The following is a 26581-nucleotide window of genomic DNA, read 5'->3' on the forward strand; positions in this document are numbered from 1 at the left end:
GCTGAGCGTCACCTCACCTTAGAAAATACCGGCCAGTGACCGCAGCAGCCCCTGATGCAGCGGTTGCTCGGCATCACGCCAACTCAGATTCGCTTTATTCGCAAAGCTAACGACTTTCACCTGGTACTTACGCCGATCCGTCGCCAGCTCCCACATTAACTCGTTGTTGCCACTGTCGCCCTGCTTCAGTTGCTGCCGACTTACTTCCTGTACCTTACCTATACTGTCCGGGGCGATGCGCTCAGCCAGCTGGATGTCAGTTAACATGGTGTAGTATTTATCCTTAACCAGCTGGTTGCCGACATACTCAGCACCCGCCCAGGCCGCTAATACCACCAGCGCTCTGGCAATATCTTTACCGTCAATGTCAGCGCCAAAGCCGGCATCCGCATAGACCGCAACGTTGCTGGCGCGGCGTGATGAAGCAATCTGCTCAGGCTCAGGGTCAGGCAACGCAATACCCGGATACAACAGCTGATGAATTTGCTCCGGGCTCATATCGTATTCTTCGCTGGCAAGCACCACTTCAGGTCGCTCTTTTAACACGGTACGCACATTTACCTGCAACCAGTACTGCGCCTGTTGTGGCGAGTCGACCAGCTGATAACCGCGGCTAAGCAGTAGTTCGCTCACATCAGAAGCCAGCGGTAGCTGGTACTCCGCCGCCGTCTGGCGAATATCAATAAAAATAGTGCGAAGCTCTGGCTCAACCGGATCAAGGTAGATGGTTTCACTCATCCGGGTCTGGACATCAAGCTTACCTTTAGCCACCGAGGTATGCAGCGCCATACAGCCGGTTAATGGCAGAAGCACCAGCAAGCACAGGAGCAAGCGCATTTAGAACAAACCTGCCAGTGAACGCGCCACGCCATCAGTAAGCTGTGGCGCGGCCTCTGGCCACTTTAAATTCGCCTGGTTGGCATAACTCATTACCCGGCTCTGATACTTGCGCATATCCGTCTGGCGCTGATAGCTTGAGCTGGTGCTGCCGCTATCGCCCTGCAATAGCTGATGGTCTGAACGCTCACTGACGCTGCCATTAAACCTTTCCATTATCTGAATGTCAGTAATCGCCGTGTAATACACATCTTCTACCAATGCGTCGACAATAGTGCCGGCGGCCGCGCCCGCTACTGCAGCCCCTAAGCCAGCAGCGCCAGAGCCACCGGTTGCCCGGTGAATGGCATAACCCGTTACCGCACCACCGGCAATGCCAGGGCCGGCTGCAAACGCCCGATTGGCATCACGGCCATTAGTACGCCCCACTTGCAGTACGTTAGCCTGCAACCAATAGTGGGCCTGCCCCGGGCTGTCAATTACCTGATAACCTTTGGCACGCAAGTTGGCAATAACCTGAGGTTTAATGTCAAATTCGGGTTTGTCTGAGGTGTTTCTCACGTCGACAAAAATAGTGCGCTGAGCAGGTTCAACCGGGTCTAGAAAGATGCTGGATGACATCTTGGTCTGGACATCAAGATTACGTTTGGCTACAGACGTGTGCAATGCACCACATCCAGCAAGACTCATTAAAACCAAGGCAGTTAGCGCCAGTTTAATCGTATTCATTGGAACCTCTTAAATTAGGATCGAGTGCTTTAAAGCATTGTGCAGAATTAAACTGAATATTATCTGAATAGTTAGCACAGCGTTAATAAACAACCGTAAAACAATGTAACGGAATATGTGAGGCGTCATGGTGTATTTCACCGTCAATTATCTTTACTTTTTTACTGGAGCCGCTACAATACGCGCCGCTCTTTTGTTTGTTCTTTATACAGCTTTTTTATAACGCTCTTTTTAAAATAAGGTAATCGCTATGCATCCGATGTTAAACATCGCCATTCGTGCTGCCCGCAGTGCAGGTAACATTATCGCCCGTGCCTGTGGTCAGTTAGATATGGTGCAAAAGCTGCAAAAAGGCAGCAACGACTTTGTCACCAATGTCGACAAAGAAGCCGAGCAGGCTATCGTGGCAATTTTGAAAAAATCTTTCCCAACCCATGGTATCGTTGGCGAAGAGCATGGCGATTACGGTAACAGCGACAGTGAATTCCAGTGGATTATTGATCCGCTTGATGGCACCAGCAACTTCATCAAAGGCATTCCGCATTTCGCGGTATCCATCGCCTTAAAACACAACGGTAAATTAGATCAGGCGGTTATTTTTGATCCGCTGCGCGGCGAATTGTTTACTGCATCACGTGGTCGTGGCGCCCAGCTTAATGGCACCCGCATCCGGGTTACCGCGCTGCCAGATATGACCGGCGCTATTTTAGCCACCGGCTTTCCGTTTAAAGCAAAACATCATTTAGATAGCTACAGCAAAATTTTCAACAGCTTTTTTGCTGACTGCGCCGATATGCGCCGTACCGGCTCAGCGGCTCTGGACTTAGCCTATGTCGCTGCTGGCCGTTTCGATGGTTTCTTTGAAATTGGCTTAAAGCCATGGGATATCGCCGCAGGTGAACTGATTGTGCGTGAAGCCGGTGGTATGGTCTGCGACTTTGTGGGCGGTTCTAACCATATGAAGACCGGCAATACCGTGGCAGCCAGTCCTAAGGTGCTGCAAGCCATGGTTAAAGGCATGCGGCCACACCTGTCAGAAACCCTGGCAAAGTAATACCAATATCACTCACGCCGTACCCGTTTAACTAACTTAAACGGGTACGTCTACTGCTAAACCTTGCTCTGTCCATGCCCGGTAGCCCCCTGCTAAACTCAGTACCTGCTGATAGCCCATGTGCTGCAGGGTTTGCGCTGCAAGCGCTGAGCGATAACCACCACCACAATACAGCACTATTTTCTGTTTTTTGTCCTGCACCATCTGCTCAATATCGCGTTCAATAATACCTTTGCCCAAATGCATCGCTTCCGGCAAATGGCCTTTCACCCATTCATGATCTTCGCGTACATCCAGCAAGACATAAGGTTGGTTATGCTGCTGTAGTTCAGCAATGGTTATTTCGTTAATTTCAGCCTTCGCCAGATTAACCAGAGCAATAAAACCCGGTGCATGTTGCGCCGTCATAAAAACCTCACCTAAAAAAAATGCCAGTCACAGACTGGCATTTTTAACACATAAGCACGTGTTTTACAGCAAAGGTTCGGTACCTTCACCTTCTTTTTCAGGTGGTGGTGGTGGCAACATATCTTCGCGACTGATACCAAGTTGTACCGCAAGCGCACTGGCCACAAACACTGAAGAGTAGGTACCAATAGCAATACCGAACAGCAAAGCAAAGGCAAAGTTATGAATTAGTGCGCCACCCATCGTAAATAACACCACCAATACAATAATAGTGGTTAATGACGTTACTACGGTGCGGTTTAAGGTAGAGGTAACCGCTTCATTAATGGTTTCATGCACTGTTGAATCACGTAACTTGCGAAAGCTTTCCCGAATACGGTCAAATACCACGATGGTATCGTTTATCGAATAACCGATTAACGCCAGTATCGCTGCCAGCACGGTTAAGTCGAACTCCAGTTGCAGCAGTGAGAACAGCCCCAGGGTGATAATGACATCATGGCCCAGTGACAACACCGCGCCCACTGACAAGCGCCATTCAAAGCGCATGGTGACGTACAACAAAATACCAATCAGTGCCGCCAGCATGGCTAAACCGCCCTGCTCTTTCAGCTCATCACCCACGCTGGGGCCAACAAACTCAACCCGACGCATTTCAATCGGCTCGCTGGATGTCTCGCTAAGCGCCCGCAAAATTTCATTTGAAATGGTAGATTGGTCGATACCTTCGCGCGGTGAGATCCTAATCGCAACATCTTCACTGGAACCAAAGTACTGCACCACAGCATCAGCATAGCCATTATCTGCCAGCACTTTACGCACCTGTGACAAATCGGCACCACCACTGTAGCCCACTTCAATAACGGTACCCCCGGTAAAATCGAGACCCCAGTTCATACCTTTGACAGTAATAGTGGCTATTGAAGCAATGACCAGCAAACCCGATAAAATCAGTGCCGGCATTTTAAACCGCATAAAATTAAGCGGCTCTGTAAAGCTAAATATTCTCACACCGCCTCCTTACATTGGCAGTGACTGCACACGGCGGCCACCCCAGAATAAATTAACCAGTAACCGGGTACCGACTACTGAAGTAAAGATCGAGGTCAGAATACCGATCGCCAAAGTAATAGCGAAGCCTTTTACCGGACCGGTACCGATACCGAACAGGATCAATGCCACCAACAGTGTCGTAATGTTGGAGTCGGCAATGGTGGCAAACGCGCGATCGTAACCATGATGAATGGCTTGCTGGACACTTCGCCCCTCGGCCAGCTCTTCCCTGATCCGCTCAAAGATAAGGACGTTGGCATCAACCGCCATACCTACCGTCAAAACGATACCCGCCATACCTGGCAACGTTAACGTTGCGCCTGGGATCATCGACATAAAACCGGTAATCAGGATCAGGTTTGCCAGCAAGGCGACATTAGCGACTAAGCCAAACGCTTTGTAATACAACACCATAAAGATGAGTACTACCACCATGCCCCACATAATCGCAGTCATACCTAAATCAATATTTTCCTTACCCAGGCTTGGGCCTATAGTACGTTCTTCAATGATCTGGGTTGGGGCAATTAAGGCACCGGCGCGTAATAACAACGCCAGGTTTTGTGCTTCAGCCGGATTATCAATACCGGTTATCCGGAAACTGCGACCCAAGCGTGCCTGAATTGTCGCGGCGTTAATCACCTCTTCGTACTTTACCAGTACCGGGGTGCCGTCTTCATTGCGCGCTTCACCCGGCTTATATTCAATAAATACCGTTGCCATTTGGCGGCCAATGGTGCTGCGGGTGGCGTTAGACAGTAAATTGCCGCCCTGTGCATCCAGTGAAATACTGACTTGCGGACGCGAGTATTCATCGTATCCCGAGGTTGCCCCGGTAATATGATCGCCGGTTAGCATGGTGCGGTTTTCAAGCAGGTACGGCTGACCATTACGGTCACGATACAGGCTGGCTCCTGCTGGCAAACGCCCGTCTAACGCAGCGCCTAAATCGGAGTCGTTATCTACCAGACGGAACTCCAGGGTGGCGGTTGCGCCCAGAATTTCTTTGGCCTGAGCCGGGTCTTGTACGCCCGGCAGCTGAACAATTATCCGATCAGCACCCTGACGCTGCACCAGGGGTTCAGCAACACCAATTTCATTTACCCGGTTACGGATAATAGTGATGTTCTGCTCCAGCGCATATTCACGAATTTCCCGAACCCGGTTTTCGCTTAAGCTGACTAACAAGCTATGCTCAGTATCGCCCTCGCTGAAGATCAGCTCCTGATCGGCTTTACCAAGAGCACTGCGTGCTGAGGCTAAATCTTCTGCGCTTCGCAGTAAAATTTGCACCTGACCACGCTCTAAATCTGCTTGCACAGCCCGGTAACGAACGCGCTCTTCCCGTAAGTCAGCGCGAAACGCCTGCACCATATCGTTAATGTTTTTATCGATAGCGGCTTTCATATCGACCGCCATCAAAAAGTGTACACCACCGCGTAAGTCCAGCCCCAGTTTCATTGGGCTGGCGCCAATTGCACGCAACCACGCCGGTGTAGTTGGCACCATGTTAAGGGCAGTGATGTAGCTGCTACCTAACTGTCGCTCTGCCACTTCCCGGGCCCGCAACTGGTCTTCAGCACTGCTGAAACGGGCCAGGATCTGGCCCTCGGTCAGCGTTACCGCTTTAGCCGAAATACTGGCTGCAGCGAATGCCTGTTCAAGTTCAGCACGAGTGGTCTCACTAACTACTCCGCCGCGACTGGCATTAATATTTAATGCCGGATCTTCTGGGTACACATTGGGCAAGGCATACAGGAATGCTGCAAGCAGCAAACCTAACACCACCAAATACCGCCAGAGAGGATTTTTGTTTAACACAAGTTGATCCTTTTTCTATTCGCTTTGCCGCTTACAGCGACTTTAAGGTGCCTTTTGGTAACACGGCACTAATCGCTGATTTCTGTACGGTAACTTCAGTGCTGTCATTCAGGGCAACCGTTACGAAATCTTTATCGTCAGCAATTTTGCTGATCCGACCGACAATACCACCCTGGGTTAATACTTCATCACCCTTGCCAAGGGCTGACATCAGATTACGGTGCTCTTTTACCCGCTTGGCTTGTGGCCGGTAAATTAAAAAATAAAAAATCAGGCCAAAGGCCAGCAACATAATAATCAAATCCCAGCCACCACCTGCTGGAGCTGCGGCGGCGCTGTCAGCGTAGGCATTGCTTATAAATAGACTCATGGTTTTCCCCTTAAAATTAATAAAATAATGAAGTTTTAATTCTTAATTAGTATTCGCCGGTATTTCAGTATTAGCTGAAATATCAGTAACCGCTTCTAACGCCGGAACGGGTAACTCCCGCTTCGCGTAAAACTCGCTGACAAACTGCTCCAAGGTACCAGTGGCTATGGCCTGGCGCAATCCCTGCATCAGTTTTTGATAATGATGCAAATTATGGATGGTGTTCAGCCTTGCACCCAGTATTTCGTTGCAGCGGTCCAGATGATGTAAATATGACCGGGAATAATTTTTACAAGTGTAGCAATCGCATTCAGGGTCCAGTGCCGAGATGTCTTCTTTGTGCTTTGCGTTGCGAATTTTCACCACGCCGGTACTGATAAACAAATGGCCGTTGCGGGCATTCCGGGTTGGCATAACACAATCGAACATATCGATACCACGGCGCACCGCTTCCACGATGTCTTCCGGCTTGCCAACACCCATTAAGTAACGGGGTTTGTGGCTGGGCATCTGGCCAGTGGTGTGGTTCAGAATATTGATCATGTCCTCTTTAGGCTCACCCACCGATAAACCGCCAATGGCGTAACCATCGAAGCCGATGTCTTCCAACCCCTGCAATGAGACATCACGCAGGTTTGGATACATCCCGCCCTGAATAATGCCAAATAATGCCGCCGGATTGTCGCCATGCGCATCTTTGGAACGTTTCGCCCAGCGCAGGGACATTTCCATCGATTTTTTTGCCTGTTGCTCGGTCGCAGGATACGGCGTGCATTCGTCGAATATCATTACAATATCAGAGCCTAAATCGCGCTGCACTTCCATCGAGCGCTCAGGGGTCAGCATAATCCGCTCGCCATTCAAAGGTGAGCGAAACTTAACGCCTTCTTCAGTAATTTTTCGCAGTTCACCCAGGCTGAACACCTGAAAACCACCCGAGTCGGTTAAAATAGGCTTATGCCAGTGCATAAAATCGTGTAAATCACCGTGTTTTTTGATGATCTCGGTACCGGGGCGCAGCATTAAATGAAAGGTATTACCTAAACAAATCTGCGCGCCAGTGGCGTCCAGCTCTTCCGGTGTCATACCTTTAACGGTGCCGTAGGTGCCCACGGGCATAAAGGCCGGCGTTTCAACAATGCCGCGCTCAAAAATAAGCCGGCCCCGACGGGCTCTGCCGTCGGTGGTATCTAATTCAAATTTCATTACTATCCTCAAGCGCCAGAAAGACAGTCTGGCTTAATTCGCGGCGCATTATAACAGCTTACTGCGTAGATGCTAAACGACAATCTACCTTGCAAAACCTGGGCTGGGGCCACGGCTGGGAAATTCTTATTCCACCGCCTTCGACAGCACATCCCTGTGCTGTCTCAGCCTGCGCGGCCTCCCTGCCGCTGCTTCATAAGAACACCCAGCCACAGCCCCTCTCACCCTCGGCGAAACAGGAATTCTCTTGCAGCCTATTATCCAGGAATCAGCTAATAAACATCGCATCGCCATAAGAATAAAAGCGATACTGCTCATTAATCGCCATATCATAGGCATTTAGTACGTTTTCGCGACTACTGAACGCCGATACCAGCATAATCAACGTTGATTCTGGCAGGTGAAAGTTGGTAATTAGTGCGTCAATGACTTTAAACTGGTAGCCGGGGTAGATAAAAATCTGGGTATCACCGTTGTAGCTAATCAGCTCACCGTCCCCCTGCATGGCCGCCGATTCGAGAGAACGTACCGAGGTTGTGCCAACGGCCACCACTTTGTTGCCACGCGCTTTGCAACTGGCCACAGCATCTACAACCTGCTGCGGCACCTCTATGTATTCAGCGTGCATCTTGTGTTCCAGCACATTATCAACGCGCACCGGCTGAAAGGTGCCGGCACCAACGTGCAAGGTAACAAAGGCAAACTCAACACCTTTAGCACTCAGTTTATCTAATAATGGCTGGTCAAAATGCAACCCGGCTGTAGGGGCAGCCACAGCGCCGGGTTTCTCGTTATAGACCGTTTGATAACGCGCTTTATCTTCTTCATTGTCCGGCCGGTCAATATAGGGTGGCAATGGCATATGACCTAAACGCTCCAGCATCGCCAGTACCGGCTCATCACCAATCACTTCGAGTTCAAATAATTCGTCATGGCGCTGGTTCATTCGTACTTCAGCAGCGTTTTCCAACAACAACAGGGTACCCGCCTTAGGCGCTTTGCTGGCACGAACATGCGCTAAAAAGCGTTTGTCATCCAGCATACGCTCGACTAACACTTCCACTTTGCCGCCAGACGCTTTCTGGCCAAACAACCGGGCCGGGATCACTTTGGTATTATTAAATACCAGTAAATCACCAGGCTGAAGAAAGTCACTGATGTCTTTAAAAATGTGGTGGCTGAGCGCACCGCTTTGTTTATCCATCACCAGTAAGCGGCTGCTTGAGCGCTCGGTTTTTGGAAAGCGGGCGATAAGTTGCTCGGGTAATTCGAATGAAAAGTCTTTAACTTGCATACTTTTAGCTTGCATAGAGGATCCTTGGCTTTACCGACCAGAGGCACGGCTGTAAAAAACAGCCGCTATTTTAGCAGAAGCGGCTACAAAATTACTGGCATTTTTGCAGCAGTACCTCACTTATCAGGCTGGTCATTAAGCGATAACTACGGGCTTTACTGGAAGTCGGCCGCCAGGCGACGCCGATATCCCGGTACGCATTGCCGCTGGTCGGCTGCTGGGTAATTAATTCAGTGCTGTCCAGCAGGCCGCTGTTAATGGCCATTTGCGGAATAAAAGTGACGCCAAGTTTGTTGTTTACCATCTGGGTCAGAGTGTGCAGGCTGGTGGCAAAAAACGGGTTTACCTTGCGGCTGTCTTCCAGCTCACAGGCTTTAACCGCATGGCCTGTCAGGCAATGCTCCCGCTCCAGTAAAAAAATACTTTCGTCAGGCCACTGGCTGATATCCTGATTAAAACCGCGGCCAAGCCAGTCTTTATGCAGTACCAGCTTAAAGCCATCCTGCGCCAGTACTTCGGTATGAAACGCGCCCGTTTCATAGGGTAGCGCCAGCAGTACCATGTCTAAACGCCCTTCAGCTAACGCATGCAGTGAATTGTCTGAGGTATCTTCGCGCAGCAGCAATTGTAAGTCAGGATAGCGCTCACGACACAAACTCATTACTTCACTTAATACAAAGGGCGCGATGGTTGGAATACAGCCCAGCCGGAATGGCCCTGCCATCGGTTTGCCCTGCGACTTGGCAAATTCTGTCAGCTCTTCACATTGCTCAATGATATGCCTGGCCTGGCGCACCACGTCCTCACCTAACGAAGTAAAAATAAAAGTTTTATGATCCCGCTCCAGCAACTGGGTTTGCATGGTTTCTTCCAGGTTAGCGATAGCAGCGCTTAGCGTCGACTGACCAACAAAACATGCCTCGGCAGCCCGACCAAAATGTTGGTGTTCGTGTAGCGCCAGCAAGTATTGCAGCTGTTTAACACTGGGAAGTCGTTTCATTGCCTATTCCGATTAAAATGCTAACTCTGTTCGATTATGCAAATCAATATAAAGTATTGCTAGCGTCAGGTCGAGCAGCCGCGAATATTAACACCTGTATTCATTTTCGTTAAAAATATCAGGTTACTTGCAATATTAATTTTTTAAAAACTAAATTTCAGACACTTAAATTTATTTTTTGTATTTATTGTAAATTACAAATTGAAACAATTACGCATTTGTTATAGCTTGAGGTTCTCATTGTATGTATCTGTAACCGTGTCGTCGCAGTACCCTGGAATAATTTCCATTCAGATACAAAGGAATGGTACGTACATTGACCGCTGGTTGCGAGTTGGGCAGTCCGTAACCCGTTTGAAGGAACGATCTATTATAAAAAAATCACCTCAGGAGGGTGAATTATGTCCAAATTGACCAAACCACTGGCCATTGCCAGCTGCAGCCTGCTGGCACTGGCAGTGAATACCGCCCTGGCAAATACCGCTAACAAAACTACTGAAGACAATCGATACATCATTAAATATAAAGACAGTAGCTTAGGGCTTAGCAAGCAGCAAGACTATGTATTAAGCCAGCATAAACGCACCAAAGATGCCATTCTGGCCCAGCTTAGTAACAACAGCAGCAAACTGAAGCGTCAGGGCGCGAAAGTACATCATTTACTGGCAGAACAGCGTGCTATTGCTGCAGAACTGCGCCCTGGCATGGTTAACCTGTTAAAAGCCGATCCGGCCATTGAACTGATAGAAGTGGATCAGCGTCGTTATCCCATGATGCAACAAGTACCTTATGGCTTCCCGCTGGTGCAGGCCGATTTAGTCAGCGATGAATTCGCCGGCAATCAGACGGTTTGTGTTATTGACTCAGGCCTCGACTTACCGCATGAAGACTTTGCATCAGGCAATATTGGCGGCACCAATGATGTTGGTACCGGTAACTGGTTTGAAGCTGGCGGCCCGCACGGTACCCATGTCGCCGGTACTATCGGCGCGCTGAATAATGACACCGGTATCGTCGGTATTATGCCCAATGGCCAGTTAAACATGCACATTATTAAAGTGTTTAATGCTGCCGGCTGGGGCTATTCATCCACTTTAGCCAGCGCCATTAACGCCTGTGCCGAAGCTGGAGCTACGGTTGTAAATATGAGTCTGGGTGGTGGTTCACCAAGCACCACTGAAAGCAATGCAATGCAGGCAGCCTTTGATGCCGGCTTGTTATTAATCGCTGCGGCCGGTAATGATGGCAATACCGCCATGTCTTACCCGGCATCCTATGATTCCGTTGTTTCGGTTGCCGCCGTAGACAGCACGAAAACGCTGGCTGGTTTCTCTCAGCGTAATGCCCAGGTAGAACTGGCAGGCCCGGGTGTCGATGTTCGCTCTACGTATCCTGAAGGCACCGCGCTGGAAGCTCAGCTTGGTGTCAACAGTGTCTTTTATGATGCCAATCCAATGTCAGGCTCTGGCAGTGGCGCAGTGAGTGCCGAATTTGCTGACTGCGGCCTGGCAATTGATGCCTGTACTGATGTTGCAGATAAAGTCTGTTTAATTTCACGCGGTGAAGTAGCGTTCTCGCAAAAAGTAGAATCATGTCAGGCGGGTGGTGGTTTGGCTGCCGTTATTTATAACAACGAAGCCGGTAATTTCAGCGGTACCGTGGAAGGCACTACCGCTACTATTCCTGCGGTAAGCATTTCGCAGGAAGACGGCCAGATGCTGCTGACTCAACTGGGTAGCACGGCCAATCTGACATCGGGTGCCAGTAACTATGGCCTGATGAGTGGCACTTCGATGGCCTCGCCGCATGTTGCCGGTGTCGCTGCGCTGGTTTGGAGCCATTTCCCAACCTGTAGCAATGCCGAAATCCGCGCAGCGCTGGCCGCCAGCGCTGATGATTTAGGCGCAGCAGGTCGTGATACCTCTTATGGCTTTGGTCTGGTGCAAGCAAAAGACGCAGTCGACTATCTGGCCGAGTTTGGTTGCGCCGGTTCAGGCGATGGTCCAGATGAACCTACACCACCGGGTACCACTGCTTTGGTCAATGGAGAAGCGGTAACGAATCTTGCTGGCGGGGGTGGTGAATCATTGCTGTTCTCTCTGGACGTTCCAGCCATGGCAACCGATTTATCCTTTGCCATGAGTGGCGGCACCGGTGATGCCGATCTGTACGTAAAATTTGGCGCTGAACCTACGGTTAGCGACTACGATTGCCGGCCTTATCTGGCAGGTAACGATGAAAGCTGTGCAATTGATCCGGCACAAGAAGGCACTTACTACGTTAAGGTCATTGGTTATACCGCCTTTACCGGCGTTAGCCTGACGGGTAGCTTTATCGCGGAAGATGAGCCAGGCGATCCGGACTTGCCAGATGCGGGTGGTGAAACCATCAGCAACATTAATATTGGCCGTCGCAGCTGGGAGCACTACACCCTGGATGTGCCAGCAGGTATGGCACAGCTTAGCGTCACCATTACCGGTGGTCGCGGCGATGCCGATCTTTATCTGAAGTATGGCAGCACGCCAAGTGCAGGCAGTTACGATTGCCGGCCGAACCGCAATGGTAACAAGGAAACCTGTGTTATCTCAAACCCACAAGCGGGTGTCTGGCATATGTCAGTTTATGGCTTCCGTGCCGTCAGAGATTTAACCCTGATTAGTGCATACCAGCCATAAGCGGCGACTTGTACTTTACTGCGTTAACCTAATAAAAAGGGGCTGAAATTCAGCCCCTTTTATCATGTCAGCATCACTACAGCGAAAAGAAGAACTGCAGAATATAGAAGAAGATAATCGCCAAACCGGCACCGACTGGCAGGGTAATGACCCAGGAAATAAAGATATTACGCACCACGCCTAAATTAAGTGCGGCAATACCGCGGGCTAAGCCTACACCAAGCACTGCACCGACTAAGGTTTGCGTAGTAGAAATGGGCAAACCGGCACCGGATGCGATAACCACAGTAGACGCGGCTGAAAGCTCAGCAGCGAAACCACGGCTTGGGGTTAAATGGGTAATGGCGGTACCTACCGTTTTAATGACACGGGCACCCAGCGTAGCCAGACCAATAACAATACCAATACCACCCAGTGGTAATATCCACCAGGCTAATGCTGCTTTACTGGCAATTTCGCCGCCAGAGCTAACTACACTCACCACGGCAGCCAGCGGCCCTATGGCATTGGCCACATCGTTTGAACCATGGGCAAATGCCATACAGCAGGCGGTCGTGATCATTAACACGCTGAAAATACGCTCAACATTATTAAACTGCATTTTCTTATCAGCTGCGGGGTCAATTTTAATCCGGCTGATAGCCACTTTCCCAACCAGACCAACAATTACCCCCAGCACCAGTGCCATTAAGTAACCATTGGCCGTACTGATATCCAGACCAATATGCTTTAAGCCTTTTTGCACCGTCACCAGCGCCATGATAAAAGCAGCAAATGCCATATAAAACGGCACATATTTTTTAGCGTTGGCGATAGGATGGTCCGTATCGAAAATCAGCTTTTGCGCACTCATAAAAAACATATAAGCCAGAATACCTGCCAGGATAGGCGTTACCACCCAGCTGCCGACAATGCCGCCCACCTTATCCCAGTGCACCGCGTCAAAACCCACGCCAACCGCAGCGAAACCAATTATAGCCCCGACAATGGAGTGAGTGGTGGATACCGGCCAGCCAAAATAAGATGCGGCAATTAACCAGGTTGCTGCAGCCAGCAGCGCGGCGATCATGCCGTATACCATTAACTCCGGTGCGTCGACAAAAAATGCCGCATCGGTAATGCCGCCACGGATGGTTGAGGTAACCGAGCCGCCAGCCAGATAGGCGCCCGCAAATTCAAAGATAGCTGCAATAAAAATGGCTTGCTTAATGGTCAGTGCTTTAGATCCAACCGAGGTGCCCATTGCGTTGGCAACATCGTTAGCGCCAACACCATAAGCCATCAGAAAACCAAATACTGCAGCCAGAATAATCAGAATGAGGCCGTATGATTGAATAATATCCATCAGTAATACCTTTTTTAATTAACGGGCGAGCATAATTTCTAAGCGGGAACCCACTTTCTGGGCAATGTCGGCTAAATCGCCAATCCACTCGATGGTCCGGTATAAAAACATTACGTCTACCGGGTTTAAATCGGCTTCGGCAATCCGAACCGCTTTGCGCAGTTTAATTTGCATCTCGTCCGTGTCATGTTCGATCGCATCCAGCTTTTCCACCATTTTGATCACGAGTTCAACCTCACGACCACGGAAACCGGTTTCCAGCAATTCATCCAATTCATTAATAGCTTCAGAAGCCATTGCCGTCGCATCGATACAGCGCTGGATATACGCATGAAAATCAGTCTGAATGGCAGCGGGTATTTCCAGCTCGCGGCCCAGCACCCGACCTGAGATATCTTTAGTTTTATTGGCAATTTTATCCTGTTGTGCCACTAACTCCAGAATATCGGTGCGATCTACCGGCAGAAATAACCCGCGCGGCAGGTTAATACGGATTTCCCGTTTCATGCGGTCGGCTTCTTTTTCCAGGGTAACGATGTCTTTTCGTACTTCTGCCGCTTTAACCCAATCTTTCTGATAAACCGCAGCAAAAAACGGTAACAGCAGCTCACTGGCTTCGTGTACCTTGCGAATATGTTCTTCAATAGGTTTTATCGGTGATTTAGCGAACACGGATAAAAAAGTATTACCTGGCATAGTGTGGCCTCATAATATTCAGGGTGAATAAGGTCGGCGCGCATTGTAACTGCAATCAAACCGCAATAAAAATGAAATATTAGCAGATAAAACAGAAACGCCTCAGCCAGAAGTCTGGTTGAGGCGTTTTAAAAAAGCGAGCCTGTTATGAAAAGTTAGCTGCGGGCTTCTTTCTCAAGCATTTCTTCTGAGCTGTGTCTGACCACCTTGCCCTTTACAAAGAAAATAATATATTCAGATAAATTTTTACACCTGTCGCCAATCCGCTCCAGTGAACGGGCGGACCACAGCACATTCATAATTTTTGGAATGGAACGCGGGTCTTCAATCATATACGTCATTAACTGACGAGTAATAGACTCGTATTCCCGGTCAACTTTTTTATCTTCTTTGTGCACCGTTAGCGCCGCTTCAACGTCCATTCTGGCAAACGCGTCCAGCACATCATGTAACATCTGGCCAACATGGCGGCCCAAGTTATCAAGATTAACCAGCAGGTCTTGCTGGGCACTGTTAAACGATTCCAGGGCAACTTTGGCAATACGCCGGGTTTCATCGCCAATACGCTCTAAATCGGCTATGGTTTTTAAAATTGCCATAATTAACCGTAAATCGCTGGCCGCGGGCTGACGCTTGGCAATAATCCGGGTGCATTCCTGGTCAATTTGCAATTCCCAGTCGTTTACTTTTAAATCATTGGCAATAACCTGCTGGGCCAGTTCGCTGTCGCTATTGGCAATGGCTGCCAACGCATCAAACAGCTGCCTTTCAATTAAGCCGCCCATCGCCATTACATGGTTACGAACCTGCTCTATCTCATCGTTAAACTGACTGGAGATATGCTTTGATAAATTTAACTTATCCATTGCCTGACCCTTGCTGCTGTTAAATGTGCTGCTTGCTGAATCCGCTAACCGAAGCGTCCGGTAATGTAATCCTCCGTCGCGCGTTCGCGGGGATCAGTAAACATCTTATTTGTTTCATCAAACTCTATCAGCTGCCCCATATTTAAAAAAGCGGTGTAATCTGACACCCGGGCAGCTTGTTGCATATTGTGCGTTACGATGACCAAAGTATAGTGCTGTTTTAAATCGTACATCAGCTCTTCAATTTTTAAGGTTGAAATGGGATCTAATGCCGATGCGGGCTCATCCAGCAGTAACACTTCCGGCTCTATCGCGATGGCTCTGGCGATAACCAGACGCTGCTGCTGACCACCGGATAAATTCACCGCGCTATCATGCAAACGGTCGCGTACTTCGTCCCACAACGCTGCTTTACGTAAAGCAGACTCCACCAACTCATCTAATTGTCTTGCTTGCTTAATGCCCTGCAAACGCAAACCAAAGGCGACATTTTCATACACACTGTGCGGAAAAGGGTTAGGTTTCTGAAAAACAATGCCAACTCTGCGCCGCAGTTCAGCCACCTCTACCGCCGAGTGATAAATATTCTGGCCATCCAGCAACACCTTGCCGGTGGTCTGGGTATCGTCCAGTAATTCATTCATCCGGTTAAAACTTCGCAGCAAGCTTGATTTACCGCAACCAGAGGGACCAATAAAGGCGGTAATCTTATGCTGTGGAATACGCAAGTTAATCCGCTGCAATACGGTTTTATCAGCAAATTTCAGCGATAAATCCTGCACTTCCAGTTTTGCGGCAACCTCTACCTTCATATATTACCCTGCTATTGTTACAGTTTTATTACTCGCTGGCCGGTCGATTACGGTAGCGTAAATTTAAACGCTTACGCAGCCGATAAGCCAGCAAATTCAGCATAAATATCAGTGTTATCAGCACTAACGCCGAGGCGAACACCAGCGGCTCAGCGCGCTGCGCGTCCGGGCTTTGTAAACCAGCATCATAAATATGCATACTGAGGCTGGTTATTTTTTGTTGCAGCTGTAAGTAAGGGAACTCAGAACTAACCGGTAGCGACGGTGCCGACTTGACTACGCCAACAAAGACTAACGGCGCCACTTCGCCAGCGGCACGGGCTATCGCCAGCATCAGGGCGGTAACCATTGCCGGAGATGCCTGTGGTAACACGATCTTCCAGATCACTTCGGCTTTGGTGGCACCCAGCGCAAAACAGCCCAGTCGCAAATTTTTAGGGATACCGGCCAGCCCCTGCTCCGTAGCAACAATAACAACCGGCAAGGTGAGCAAAGCCAGCGTCAGTGATACCCACAATAGTCCTGGGGTACCAAAAGTTGGCGTCGGCAGGCTGTCCGCATAAAACAGACTATCAATGCTGCCACCAAGAAAATAAACGAAGAAACCCAGACCAAACACACCAAATATAATAGAAGGCACGCCGGCCAGATTATGTACTGCAACCCGAATCACTTTTAATAAGGGCCCGTCTTTGGCGTACTCATGCAGATAAACGGCAGCCAGCACGCCCAGTGGTGTCACCAGCACGGACATCAACAGCACCATCAGCACGGTTCCCAGAATGGCCGGGAAAATTCCCCCTTCGCTTGAAGTGCCAGTGAGAAACTGCCACCAGTTCAGCAGATACTGCAGCAGTTTGTTGCCGATATGGCCTGGCATCTCTGCTGGCCAGAACACGCCAATACTTTGCAGCACAATAAAGGCCAGCAAGCCCCCCACCAGTAACAGGCTAAGGGCAACAGCCCCGGCATTTAACCAGATCCAGGGGGTACCCTGAGCAAACCACTTTCGCAGCATGGTTATAACCTCTGATACTTTTTGCGCAATCGTTGCCTGATCACTTCAGCCGTGGTGTTGGCAGCAAAGGTAAACAGCAATAACACCAGAGCGGCAACAAACAATACCCTGAAATGACTACTGCCGACGGTTGCTTCAGGTAATTCCATAGCCAGGGTCGCCGTTAAACTGCGCAGCCCCTCAAACACATTAAAATTAGTTATCGGGCTGTTGCCGGTTGCCATCAGAATAATCATAGTTTCACCGATAGCCCGGCCAACGCCCACCAGCGTCGCGGCAATCAGGCCGGGGGCAGCCAACGGCAGGCTTATCCGCAGTACCGTTTGCCACGGTGTGGCTCCCAGAGCCAGCGCACCACGGGTAAGTTGTGGCGGCACCTGATGCAACACATCATCGGCAATAGCAAAAATGCCCGGTACTACCGCAAATCCCATCGCGATGCCGATAACCAGAGCATTGCGTTGCTCATAGTACATGCCCTGCTGCTCCAGATACGCGCGCAGCCCGTCTTCGAACAAGCGGCTGTCTAACTGGCCTGCAACTACAAACACCAAAGCGCTAACGACAGCCAGCCAAACCATTAACAGCACAATTTCCCAACCATCACTGCAGCGCTGCTTAAGCTTAAACGGAACCCTGGGCCATATTGCCGCAAGCGCCAGAATACTTAATGGCAACAATATCACCCACAGTAATAGCGCCAGCAAATGCGCTTCGATAACCGGCGCCAGCCAAACTGCGGCTATAAAGCCCAGAATTACCGTCGGAAAGGCCGCCATCAGCTCAATTAAGCCCTTTATTCGCCGCCGTGGCCCCGCAGGCAAAAAACAGGCGGTATAAATGGCCGCCATAATGGCCAGCGGCGCGGCAAACAACATGGCGTAAAACGCGGCTTTCAGGGTGCCGGTGGTTAAGGGTACCAGTGAAAACTTCGGTTGATAATTATCAGCCGCGGAAGAGGTTTGCCAGACAACATCAGGTCTGGCAAATCCTTCATACCAGACGCTGTGCCATAACGTTTGCCAATTAACCTCAGGATGCGGATTATTCAACGCATAAGAATAGCGGCTGGTATCGGTGTATATACTCAGCTTTTGATTGTCAGCCGAAAATACTAACTCTACTGCGGCGGTAATGGCGGTATTCTGCTGCCACAATGGCCGGGCTAGACTCGAGTAGTACAGCGCCAGCGTGCCGTCGGCGGCCAGAGTGGCAAATCCACGGCGGTTATGTTCCGCGGCAATATGCATTATTGCCGTCTGCTGACCGGGCAGCTCTCTGACCAGCTGTAAATGCGCTGCGCTGCTATTTTCAGCCAACAAATACCATTGTTGTAAACGGCCACTCTGATAACCCGCCAGCACAGCCTGATCGGCAGTCAGCCAACGCAGACTGGTCAGGGTGTCGTCGGTTTGGGTTAGCTGCCACTGTTGGATACAGCCCGCAGGGTATTTGGTAAAACGCAGGCAGGCATGGCCAGTTGCAGTCGCCGTAAGCTGATATTGGCCACTGGAAGACGTGGCGATAAATGTCGCATTTTTAACGCTAATCTCAGCTCCGCCAAATTGCCCATTCTGCCCTGCAGTGGTTTGCGCTGCCAGTTCTGACGGCCGTTCAGACACGACCGGTGGCAATGCAGTGCCAGTGACACTTCGCAATACCGGAATCACCTCGCTGAACAAATAGATAAACATGGCGGCCAGCATCAAAACCACACTGATCCCTGACAAACCAATAACCGCATGCAGCAGACGATTATACCAGCGTCGACGGCGTTGCAACCCCCTAGAGGCCTGGTGTGCAGAAAGCGGTTTTGCTGTCATGGTAGCTCCGGCAGGGCTGGCAAACCCAGGGTCTGCCGCCACTGGGCAATAACTGCTGCTGGCAACGGTAAAAAACCGTCCTGCAGCACGATTTGCTGACCCGCCGCTGATAACACCAGATCAAAAAATGCGTACTGGTTTGCTGTTAACGCCTGGCCGGGTGCCCGGTTAACATAAATATAAAGCTGCCGGGCCAGGGGATAATTGCCGTTTAGCGCATTATCTGCCGTTGGCGAAAAAGCCGGCCCATCGTCACTCGCCAGTGCCAGTACCTTTACGTCACGCGTGGCATAGCCGATACCGGAATAGCCGATACCGCCCGGCGACTGGCTGATTGCCCTGAGCATGGCTGACGACCCAGCCAGCTGATTTGTACGGGCTTTAATGTCGCCGTTACATAGTACATGTTGCTTAAAGTAGCCATAGGTTCCCGACACGGCATTGCGGCTGTACAGCGTAATAAATCGCTGCTGCCAACGCCCGGTCAGGCCTAACTGCCCCCAACGCTGAATATCAGTCGGTGCTCCACAGCGCCGGTTTATAGAAAACAGGGCATCCAGCTGCGCCAGGCTTAATTGTTCCAGCGGATTATCGGGATGAACATAAACCGCCAGTAAATCAATCGCTACGGGCACGGCCGTTGGCTGATAACCAAAGCGCTTAGCAAACTGCTGCAACTCCGTCTGGCGCATTGCCCGGCTCATAGGACCAAGCTGCGCCGTACCTTCAATCAGTGCAACCGGTGCGGTGGAAGAGCCAATACTCTGGATTTGAAAATTTACGTTGGGGTGGCGATGACGGTATTCGTCTGCCCACAACTCCATGACATTTTGCAGCGTATCAGAACCGACACTGGACAGCGTGCTGTCGGTCTTAGCAGCAACCTCTGACACCCAGACACAACCAATACACCCTATCAGGAACAGCCCTGGCAATACTGTGCGCCATCTGGTTAACACCATCTTTTCTACCCGTACTATCGGACTTGCTGGCCTTATCTTATAACAGCTGCACATGACAAGACAGCAAACCAAAAATAAATAGTTAACTAGCGTTTTAAAATCAGAAAGTTGGGTCTACACTCTAAAACACTTTTTCACGTATATTATGTAATAACAGACCGCATACCGGCGGTTTAACCTTGAGTGATAGTAAGGGAATGTCCATATGAAGCAGTTAGTCCTTACCGTTATTGGTAAAGATAAAGCAGGATTAGTAGAACAGTTAGCCAGAGTGATAAATGATCAAAATGGTAACTGGATGGCCAGTAACTTAAGCCACCTTGCAGGTTACTTTGCCGGCATAGTGCAAATAGAAGTGGCAGAGCCTGATCTGGGGGCTTTAGTTACAGCGCTTAGTAAAGTCAGCGATTTAGATATCAAAGTGCAGCAAGGTGAGCACAGTGAGCTGAATAAACAGCAACAGTTGCGCTTTGTTATTACCGGCAATGATCGCCCTGGTATTGTCCGTGAATTATCGTCAGTGATTAAGCATAAAGGGACCAATATCATTCAATTTTCCAGTAACAAACAAAGCGCGCCGAATTGGGGGGTACCGCTGTTTCATGCTGAAGCCACCGTGCAGTTGCCAGCAGGCCTTAGCCGCGATGAGGTAATAAAAGCGCTGGAAGCGATAGCTGCCGATATAGTGGTCGATGTGGAAACCTCAGTAGACTAATCCCCGTCACCTTAACTATGGTTATCACCCGTTATGCTGAATCACGGCTGCCAGCGGTTAGCTGGCGGTCTGGTTTCATCATTCTGTCACAAAAATGCCATAGTGTGCTTTGCAGGCAGTAAGCAGGAGCAACCCGTATGGATCAGCCAGCATCACCATCACAAACCAGTGGGGCTCACCCCGACTACCCGTTATTCCCGCGCGAATTAAGCTGGCTGGCCTTTAATGGCCGGGTTTTGCAAGAAGCTGCCGATACCCGCAACCCACCTATTGAACGCCTGCGGTTTTTAGGTATTTACTCCAATAACCTGGATGAGTTTTTCCGGGTTCGGGTTGCCGATGTTAAACGGCGCATTCTGCTGAAAAAATATCAGACCTGGGAGCATGAAGATGCTGAGACCCTGCTACAGCAAATTCAGCTGCAGGTTAAAGAGCTTGCCAAACAATTTAATAAAATATATCTGGATATTCAGCTGGAGCTGCGCAAGCACAATATCGAATTGATTGATGACAGCAAGTTGACCGATGCGCAATCAAGCTGGGTAAAAGCGTTTTTTCGCAGCGAAGTAAAACGGCATATTTCACCTATTATCTTATCCAGCACCGATAGCTCGCTCAGTAAAATTCTGGAAGATAACACCACCTACCTGATGGTTGAAATGACCGGCAGCGGCAAACCGGATTACGCCATTATTGAAGTGCCTACTGCGGAGGTATCCCGATTTATCGAGCTGCCACTGCAGTTAAATACCCGTAAAAAGAATGGCCACTACCGCCGGCAAATCTTATTACTGGACGATATTATCAACCATTGTGCCAGTGATTTATTTAATGGTTTTTTTCAGTTCGACACCATATGCACCTTTTCGCTGAAACTAACCCGCGACGCCGAATACAATATCAGCGATACACTGGATCAAAGTCTGATTGATAAGATGTCAAAAGGCATTCGTCAGCGTTTGAAATCTGAACCCACCCGATTGGTTTACGATGCCGCCATGCCGGAACAAATGCTTAAAGTTCTGACACGACAATTGGGCACCAGCTCTACCGATGCCCTGATTGCCGGCAGCCGCTACCGTAACTTTAAAGACTTTATTGGTTTTCCGAATCTGGGCCATCAGAGTATGGAGTTTCCAGCGATGGAGCCTTTACCAAGCCCGGATTTTGAACACTACCCTACCAGCTTTGATGCTATACGTGCCTCCGACATTATGCTGTACTACCCGTATCATAACTTTAGTTATTTTACCGAGTGGGTGCGCCAGGCATCGTTCGATCCTAAAGTCAGCCACATTAAAATGACCATGTACCGGGTTGCCAAACATTCACGGGTTATCCATTCGCTGCTGGATGCCGTGCGCAATGGCAAAAAAGTCACCGTTGTGGTCGAGCTAAAAGCCCGCTTTGATGAAGAAAATAACATTAACTGGGCACGAAGAATGACCGATGCCGGTATTGAAGTTATTTTTGGCCAGACCACCTTAAAAATTCACTCAAAACTGTGCTTAATTACCCGTCAGGAAAAAGGCAAAGCCATTCGTTACGGTCATATTGGTACCGGAAATTTTAATGAAAAAACAGCCCGTATCTATACCGACATGAGCCTGTTTACCTGCCATAGCGAAATTACCGCTGAAATTGATCAGGTTTTCGAGTTTATCCAGTATTCCTACCGGCCTTTCAATTTTCAGCATTTAATTGTCTCCCCGACCTGGAGCAGGCCCAGGCTGCTCAGCTTAATTCAACGGGAAATTGACTTTGCTGTCGCAGGGCGCAAAGCGGAAATCTTTCTGAAAGTGAATAATCTGGTCGATGAAGAAATTGTTCAGCTGCTGTACCGGGCCAGTCAGGCCGGGGTGAAAATCCGCATGATTATCCGGGGCATGTGCTCATTAATGCCCGGCCTGGCCGGTAAAAGCCAGAATATTAAAATAATCAGTGTACTTGACCGTTATCTGGAGCATGCGAGGGTATATTTATTTCACAACGGTGGCGACAGTGCACTTTATATCTCTTCTGCCGACTGGATGACCCGTAATATCGACCAGCGGGTTGAGGTCGGCGTACCGGTCTACGATAGCCGGATTAAGCAACAAATTATCAGTACCCTGGATATCCAGTGGCGGGATAACGTTAAGGCGCGTATTATTGATGGCAAACATTCAAATGCCTATGTTAAGCGTGGCAATAAAAGGAACGTGCGTTCCCAGCAGGAGATTTATCATTTTCTGGCGCGACAACAGGCGGTAAAGGTTGATACAGACAATTGACAGATTCTGACAAAATAGTGTCATCAGACGCTGATTACATGGCAGCCGTAGATCTTGGCTCCAATAGTTTTCATATGGTTATTGCCCGGGTAATTGACGGCTCACTGCAGTTATTGCACCGCGAAAAGCAAAAAGTGCAATTAGCGGAAGGCCTGAATGATGAGCTGGTGCTTAGCGAAGAAGCTATTGAGCGGGGCCTGCAGGTACTGGCCCAGTTTGCCGATACATTACAGCCATTCGCTCCCAATGCCGTTCGGGTTATTGCTACCTATACCCTGCGCCGTGCCCGCAACTCAGCGACGTTTTTACGCCGGGCCAAGGTGGTGTTTCCGTTTCCGATTGAAGTCATTTCCGGCCAGGAAGAAGCCCGCTTTATTTATCAGGGGGTGGCTCATTTTGAGCATTTCGGTAATAAACGACTGGTTATTGATATTGGTGGCGGCAGCACTGAATTTGCCATTGGCGAAGGCCTGCAACCCTTACGGTTAAGCAGCCGCAATATGGGCTGCGTCAGCTACGGTCAGAGTCATTTCAGCCAGGGCAAGATCAGCCCGCGCCGGTTTGAGCGTGCTGTGCTGCAAGCAGAGCAGGAACTTGAACCGATCGTCAGCAGTTTTCGCAACGCCGGCTGGCAACAAGCGGTCGGCACCTCGGGTACCGTAAAAACCATTAAAGATGTCATTTCGGGGCTTGGCTGGAACAGCACCAGTTTGCGACTGAACGATTTAACGGCCTTAAAACGGCACGTGTTGCAATACGATAATGCCAGCGAACTGGAGCTGGCCGGCTTAACAGACGATCGAAAGCTATTGCTTTGTCCCGGACTGGCGATATTAATTGGTGCATTTAACATGCTGCAAATTGACGAAATGGTCTATGTCGACGCTGCCCTGCGCGAGGGTGTGCTGTATGAAATGAGTGACCGGCTGCAACACCACGATATTCGTGAGCATACTATCAGCAGTATGATGCGCCGCTACACGGTTGATGACGCCCAAACACAAAGGGTACAACACACCGCGCAAGCGCTATTTAGCCAGGTGCAATCTGCCTGGCAATTATCAGATGACGATGGCTTGTTACTCAGCTTCGCCTGCAGAGTTTATGAAATTGGTCTGCATATAAATTCTTCCGGGATCCAGAAGCACTCTGCCTACATTTTGCAAAATGCTAACCTGCCCGGCTTTAATCAGGAGCAACAGTTGTTGCTGGCGTGCCTGGTTCGCTTTCACCGCCGTAAAATCCGCGCCGACGAACTGCCTATCTTTAGTCTTTACCAATTACCGCAAGTCATTAACCTGCTGGTATTACTGAGGCTTGCGGTGTTACTTAACCAGAAGCGACGCGACAGTTTCGTACCTGAATTTACCGTAAGCGCGGGTGCGCAGCAGCTGCAACTGGTGTTACCATCAGCATGGCTGGCGCAGCAAATGGTGCTATCTGCCGATTTACAGCTGGAGCAGAAAGCATTGAAAAAAATCGCGTTTCGGCTCGACTGCCCCGGTTTAATTGATGTCGCCAGCGGCTAGTCGCACTGAAAACGTCTTAATCAATCCCCCAAGTATTATGCCAGCTAAAGCTGGCTGCTCGTCACATGCCGTAAACCCGTTTGCCGGCCGGCCTGATAACCCGCTTCCAGTTGTTGGGGGTCCTGACAAAAACGGCCGACAGCAAAGCCAACAGGTGGCGCCACTACCCTTATCCGACAATCTGCGGGTGGCTTAGCAATAAAATCCAGCGCCTGGTTATAGCGATGCGTGCGGTTTAGTACCGCGGTAAATAAATCAGGGTATTGTTTAAAGAAGGGTTTCATTAGTACTGGTAAGCGGCTGACCCGCTTACGATAGCCGTGTGGTTGTGACAGTACCACGGTAATATCACGGGCGCCCATTTCGTATGCCTTAATGACCGGAATGGCATCTGCAAGACCACCATCGGTCATCCGTTCGCCGTCAATCAACGGAAATTCCCGATACATCAGCGGTATGGCGCAAGAGGCCGGAAACAGCTGATGCATATTGTCCCTGGTCACCTCAAAATAACAGGCCTTAGCGGAATTTACGTTGGTGGTCACCGCGAAAAGTGGCACCTGCTGGCGTAGATAATGGTCAATATTTAGCGGTACTTCATCAAATGACGCATGCCACAACCAGCTAACATCGCAAAAGTGGCCGCCTTTCAGATAGCGGCGCCAGTTCAAAAAATCAGTACGCCTGGCATGGTCCAGCAAAATTTGCCGGCTGCGGCCATGGTTGGCGGCCAGATAGCCAATTAAGGTGGTCGAGCCGGCAGACACGCCTATCGCGAACTGATACGGCTGATACTGCTGTTCAATAAAGGCGTCCAGCACACCGGCAGCGAAAATACCCCGCATGGCGCCGCCTTCTACAACCAGCGCTGCATTATCCGGCTTTGTGGCCAGGTTCATCATTCCTCCCGTTGCTGGTTTATCGCCATGTTAATCCCTATCAGACGATTAGTCTGCTTATGGTAAACTGCTTCTGAACAGGATTAAACCCCAGGTTACACCGGTGCATGTTGTGACATCGCGCATCGCCGGTCTGATTAGCGTACAGCAAACTGACTTATCCCGCATGGCTATGGAGGCACTATGATCCGCTTATTTACTATAGAACACAGTATTATCCGCGAGATCCCCGTGGCTGGTGACACCCACGATATCGAGCTGATGCGCACCGCCCATTGGATAGATGCCCTTGAACCTACCGACGCTGAACGCGATTTGTTAAGTACCTTGCTCAGCGTTGAACTACCGGAGTCTGATGATGTAGAAGAAATTGAAGCCTCTGCCCGTTGCTTTGTTGACCAGGCGGGTATACATGTTCACTCACTCTTTCTGGCGCCGCAAGAGGGGCGCCATGCCACCGTAACCGTTGCCTGTATTTTGCAGGAGGAGCGGCTGATTACGATTCGGGAAGATGAAATTGCGGACTTTCGACTGCTGCGGCTGCGAGCCCGCCGGGGTCAGGTGAGTTGTTCTGATCCGGCCGGACTGCTGGTCACCATATTAGAGCAAAAAGTTGAGAACCATGCCGATACGGTAGAGGATTTACACCGCCAACTGGAAGAAGTCAGTCATCTGGTGCTGGAAGAAAAAGACTCTGAACTGTATCAGGCGATCAGCAAAATGGCGCGGCTGGAAGACAGTAACGGAAAAATCCGACTTTGCTTAATGGATACTCAACGCGATATTTCGTTTTTACTGCGTAACCTGAAAGGCCGGCCAACGCATGAAGAAACCCTGCGGGAGATTATGCGCGACGTGGAAACCCTGATGTCTCACACCACCTTTCTGTTCGATAAAATTAACTTTCTGATGGACTCGACTCAGGGCTTTATCAATATCAAACAAAACCAAATCATTAAAACCTTTTCCATTGCTGCAGTGGTATTTTTACCCCCGACCCTGGTCGCCAGTGCCTACGGCATGAACTTCAGCCATATGCCAGAACTGGAATGGCTGCTGGGCTATCCCTGGGCTCTGGGATTAATGCTGCTATCCGGTTTTGCCCCTTATTGGTTTTTTAAACGCAAAGGCTGGTTATAGTTATTCAGCAGTAAAACAAGACGATTTATGCAAAGCCGCAGCTTGGCTTTTTGGCG

The 26581-nt window shown here is 49.7% G+C and carries 23 protein-coding genes; 6 read left to right on the forward strand and 17 right to left on the reverse strand.

Going from position 1 to position 26581, the window contains the following annotated elements:
• Positions 1-18: 18 nt before the first annotated feature.
• Both traT and B2X65_RS15850 read right to left on the reverse strand, forming a co-directional pair.
• Complete coding sequence (gene traT / locus B2X65_RS15845) at positions 19-837, reverse strand: complement resistance protein TraT (RefSeq protein ID WP_290614255.1); 819 nt, start codon at positions 835-837, stop codon at positions 19-21.
• Positions 838-1566: a complement resistance protein TraT gene (locus B2X65_RS15850; protein WP_290614257.1), complete on the reverse strand. Its 729-nt coding sequence runs from the start codon at positions 1564-1566 to the stop codon at positions 838-840.
• Positions 1567-1816: 250 nt separating this feature from the next.
• On the opposite strand from B2X65_RS15850, the gene suhB reads away from it, so the two are divergent.
• A complete protein-coding gene (gene suhB / locus B2X65_RS15855) occupies positions 1817-2620 on the forward strand; it encodes an inositol-1-monophosphatase (protein ID WP_290614259.1) in 804 nt (267 codons plus the stop codon).
• 36 nt (positions 2621-2656) lie between these two features.
• Here the strand turns inward: suhB and B2X65_RS15860 are convergent, their stop codons facing one another.
• The 7 genes from B2X65_RS15860 to B2X65_RS15890 form a co-directional block, all read right to left on the reverse strand.
• Positions 2657-3028 (reverse strand): rhodanese-like domain-containing protein, encoded by a 372-nt coding sequence (locus tag B2X65_RS15860; protein WP_290614260.1) that lies wholly within the window; start codon positions 3026-3028, stop codon positions 2657-2659.
• Between the two features lie 63 nt (positions 3029-3091).
• Positions 3092-4039, reverse strand: a complete 948-nt coding sequence (gene secF, locus B2X65_RS15865) for a protein translocase subunit SecF (RefSeq protein ID WP_290614261.1) — start codon at positions 4037-4039, stop codon at positions 3092-3094.
• Between the two features lie 9 nt (positions 4040-4048).
• Complete coding sequence (secD, locus tag B2X65_RS15870; RefSeq protein WP_290614263.1) at positions 4049-5902, reverse strand: protein translocase subunit SecD; 1854 nt, start codon at positions 5900-5902, stop codon at positions 4049-4051.
• A gap of 31 nt (positions 5903-5933) precedes the next feature.
• Complete coding sequence (gene yajC, locus B2X65_RS15875; RefSeq protein WP_290614265.1) at positions 5934-6272, reverse strand: preprotein translocase subunit YajC; 339 nt, start codon at positions 6270-6272, stop codon at positions 5934-5936.
• Between the two features lie 42 nt (positions 6273-6314).
• Complete coding sequence (gene tgt / locus B2X65_RS15880; RefSeq protein ID WP_290614267.1) at positions 6315-7478, reverse strand: tRNA guanosine(34) transglycosylase Tgt; 1164 nt, start codon at positions 7476-7478, stop codon at positions 6315-6317.
• Between the two features lie 268 nt (positions 7479-7746).
• Entirely contained in the window at positions 7747-8772 is a 1026-nt protein-coding gene (queA, locus tag B2X65_RS15885; RefSeq protein WP_290614560.1) for a tRNA preQ1(34) S-adenosylmethionine ribosyltransferase-isomerase QueA, read from the reverse strand.
• Between the two features lie 91 nt (positions 8773-8863).
• Positions 8864-9772 carry a hydrogen peroxide-inducible genes activator gene (locus tag B2X65_RS15890; protein ID WP_290614269.1) on the reverse strand — a complete coding sequence of 303 codons (909 nt, stop codon included), beginning with the start codon at positions 9770-9772 and terminating at the stop codon, positions 8864-8866.
• Positions 9773-10173: 401 nt separating this feature from the next.
• On the opposite strand from B2X65_RS15890, the gene B2X65_RS15895 reads away from it, so the two are divergent.
• Entirely contained in the window at positions 10174-12447 is a 2274-nt protein-coding gene (locus B2X65_RS15895) for a S8 family serine peptidase (protein ID WP_290614271.1), read from the forward strand.
• A gap of 76 nt (positions 12448-12523) precedes the next feature.
• Here the strand turns inward: B2X65_RS15895 and B2X65_RS15900 are convergent, their stop codons facing one another.
• From B2X65_RS15900 to B2X65_RS15930, 7 genes are all read right to left on the reverse strand, one after another.
• Complete coding sequence (locus B2X65_RS15900; protein ID WP_290614272.1) at positions 12524-13792, reverse strand: inorganic phosphate transporter; 1269 nt, start codon at positions 13790-13792, stop codon at positions 12524-12526.
• An 18-nt stretch (positions 13793-13810) separates the two neighbouring features.
• Positions 13811-14488 carry a TIGR00153 family protein gene (locus B2X65_RS15905; protein ID WP_290614273.1) on the reverse strand — a complete coding sequence of 226 codons (678 nt, stop codon included), beginning with the start codon at positions 14486-14488 and terminating at the stop codon, positions 13811-13813.
• A gap of 155 nt (positions 14489-14643) precedes the next feature.
• Positions 14644-15354, reverse strand: a complete 711-nt coding sequence (gene phoU, locus B2X65_RS15910; protein WP_290614275.1) for a phosphate signaling complex protein PhoU — start codon at positions 15352-15354, stop codon at positions 14644-14646.
• Between the two features lie 44 nt (positions 15355-15398).
• The gene (gene pstB, locus B2X65_RS15915) at positions 15399-16166 is read right to left on the reverse strand and encodes a phosphate ABC transporter ATP-binding protein PstB (RefSeq protein WP_290614277.1); all 768 of its coding nucleotides are present in this window, start codon (positions 16164-16166) and stop codon (positions 15399-15401) included.
• 28 nt (positions 16167-16194) lie between these two features.
• Positions 16195-17184, reverse strand: coding sequence for a phosphate ABC transporter permease PstA (gene pstA, locus B2X65_RS15920; protein ID WP_414631427.1), 990 nt, complete (start codon positions 17182-17184; stop codon positions 16195-16197).
• Between the two features lie 2 nt (positions 17185-17186).
• Positions 17187-19007, reverse strand: a complete 1821-nt coding sequence (locus B2X65_RS15925) for an ABC transporter permease subunit (protein WP_290614279.1) — start codon at positions 19005-19007, stop codon at positions 17187-17189.
• Positions 19004-19969: a PstS family phosphate ABC transporter substrate-binding protein gene (locus B2X65_RS15930; protein ID WP_290614280.1), complete on the reverse strand. Its 966-nt coding sequence runs from the start codon at positions 19967-19969 to the stop codon at positions 19004-19006. The genes B2X65_RS15925 and B2X65_RS15930 overlap by 4 nt, the downstream gene beginning before the upstream one ends.
• A gap of 205 nt (positions 19970-20174) precedes the next feature.
• Here B2X65_RS15930 and B2X65_RS15935 point away from each other — a divergent pair, with 205 nt between their 5' ends.
• The 3 genes from B2X65_RS15935 (at position 20175) to B2X65_RS15945 (ending at position 24486) form a co-directional block, all read left to right on the forward strand.
• Positions 20175-20684 (forward strand): glycine cleavage system protein R, encoded by a 510-nt coding sequence (locus B2X65_RS15935; RefSeq protein ID WP_290614282.1) that lies wholly within the window; start codon positions 20175-20177, stop codon positions 20682-20684.
• A gap of 137 nt (positions 20685-20821) precedes the next feature.
• Positions 20822-22957 carry a polyphosphate kinase 1 gene (ppk1, locus tag B2X65_RS15940; protein ID WP_290614284.1) on the forward strand — a complete coding sequence of 712 codons (2136 nt, stop codon included), beginning with the start codon at positions 20822-20824 and terminating at the stop codon, positions 22955-22957.
• A complete protein-coding gene (locus tag B2X65_RS15945; protein WP_290614286.1) occupies positions 22954-24486 on the forward strand; it encodes an exopolyphosphatase in 1533 nt (510 codons plus the stop codon). Before ppk1 ends, B2X65_RS15945 begins: the two co-directional genes overlap by 4 nt.
• A 44-nt stretch (positions 24487-24530) precedes the next feature.
• Here B2X65_RS15945 and B2X65_RS15950 read toward each other — a convergent pair whose 3' ends face one another.
• Positions 24531-25385, reverse strand: coding sequence for a patatin-like phospholipase family protein (locus B2X65_RS15950; protein WP_290614288.1), 855 nt, complete (start codon positions 25383-25385; stop codon positions 24531-24533).
• Between the two features lie 183 nt (positions 25386-25568).
• On the opposite strand from B2X65_RS15950, the gene corA reads away from it, so the two are divergent.
• Positions 25569-26525: a magnesium/cobalt transporter CorA gene (corA, locus tag B2X65_RS15955; RefSeq protein ID WP_290614290.1), complete on the forward strand. Its 957-nt coding sequence runs from the start codon at positions 25569-25571 to the stop codon at positions 26523-26525.
• Positions 26526-26581: the final 56 nt, after the last annotated feature.

This window comes from Arsukibacterium sp. UBA3155, from assembly GCA_002364615.1.
Classification (GTDB): Bacteria; Pseudomonadota; Gammaproteobacteria; order Enterobacterales; family Alteromonadaceae; genus Alishewanella.

Excerpts from the sequence above, each read along its gene's own strand:
- B2X65_RS15925 (WP_290614279.1), bottom strand. The coding sequence starts at position 19,007 with ATGACAGCAAAACCGCTTTCTGCACACCAGGCCTCTAGGGGGTTGCAA.
- B2X65_RS15930 (WP_290614280.1), bottom strand. The coding sequence starts at position 19,969 with ATGGTGTTAACCAGATGGCGCACAGTATTGCCAGGGCTGTTCCTGATA.
- B2X65_RS15850 (WP_290614257.1), bottom strand. The coding sequence starts at position 1,566 with ATGAATACGATTAAACTGGCGCTAACTGCCTTGGTTTTAATGAGTCTT.
- B2X65_RS15900 (WP_290614272.1), bottom strand. The coding sequence starts at position 13,792 with ATGGATATTATTCAATCATACGGCCTCATTCTGATTATTCTGGCTGCA.
- B2X65_RS15860 (WP_290614260.1), bottom strand. The coding sequence starts at position 3,028 with ATGACGGCGCAACATGCACCGGGTTTTATTGCTCTGGTTAATCTGGCG.
- B2X65_RS15890 (WP_290614269.1), bottom strand. The coding sequence starts at position 9,772 with ATGAAACGACTTCCCAGTGTTAAACAGCTGCAATACTTGCTGGCGCTA.
- yajC (WP_290614265.1), bottom strand. The coding sequence starts at position 6,272 with ATGAGTCTATTTATAAGCAATGCCTACGCTGACAGCGCCGCCGCAGCT.
- corA (WP_290614290.1), top strand. The coding sequence starts at position 25,569 with ATGATCCGCTTATTTACTATAGAACACAGTATTATCCGCGAGATCCCC.
- suhB (WP_290614259.1), top strand. The coding sequence starts at position 1,817 with ATGCATCCGATGTTAAACATCGCCATTCGTGCTGCCCGCAGTGCAGGT.
- pstA (WP_414631427.1), bottom strand. The coding sequence starts at position 17,184 with ATGCTGCGAAAGTGGTTTGCTCAGGGTACCCCCTGGATCTGGTTAAAT.
- B2X65_RS15905 (WP_290614273.1), bottom strand. The coding sequence starts at position 14,488 with ATGCCAGGTAATACTTTTTTATCCGTGTTCGCTAAATCACCGATAAAA.
- B2X65_RS15935 (WP_290614282.1), top strand. The coding sequence starts at position 20,175 with ATGAAGCAGTTAGTCCTTACCGTTATTGGTAAAGATAAAGCAGGATTA.
- pstB (WP_290614277.1), bottom strand. The coding sequence starts at position 16,166 with ATGAAGGTAGAGGTTGCCGCAAAACTGGAAGTGCAGGATTTATCGCTG.
- tgt (WP_290614267.1), bottom strand. The coding sequence starts at position 7,478 with ATGAAATTTGAATTAGATACCACCGACGGCAGAGCCCGTCGGGGCCGG.
- ppk1 (WP_290614284.1), top strand. The coding sequence starts at position 20,822 with ATGGATCAGCCAGCATCACCATCACAAACCAGTGGGGCTCACCCCGAC.
- traT (WP_290614255.1), bottom strand. The coding sequence starts at position 837 with ATGCGCTTGCTCCTGTGCTTGCTGGTGCTTCTGCCATTAACCGGCTGT.
- B2X65_RS15895 (WP_290614271.1), top strand. The coding sequence starts at position 10,174 with ATGTCCAAATTGACCAAACCACTGGCCATTGCCAGCTGCAGCCTGCTG.
- queA (WP_290614560.1), bottom strand. The coding sequence starts at position 8,772 with ATGCAAGTTAAAGACTTTTCATTCGAATTACCCGAGCAACTTATCGCC.
- B2X65_RS15950 (WP_290614288.1), bottom strand. The coding sequence starts at position 25,385 with ATGAACCTGGCCACAAAGCCGGATAATGCAGCGCTGGTTGTAGAAGGC.
- phoU (WP_290614275.1), bottom strand. The coding sequence starts at position 15,354 with ATGGATAAGTTAAATTTATCAAAGCATATCTCCAGTCAGTTTAACGAT.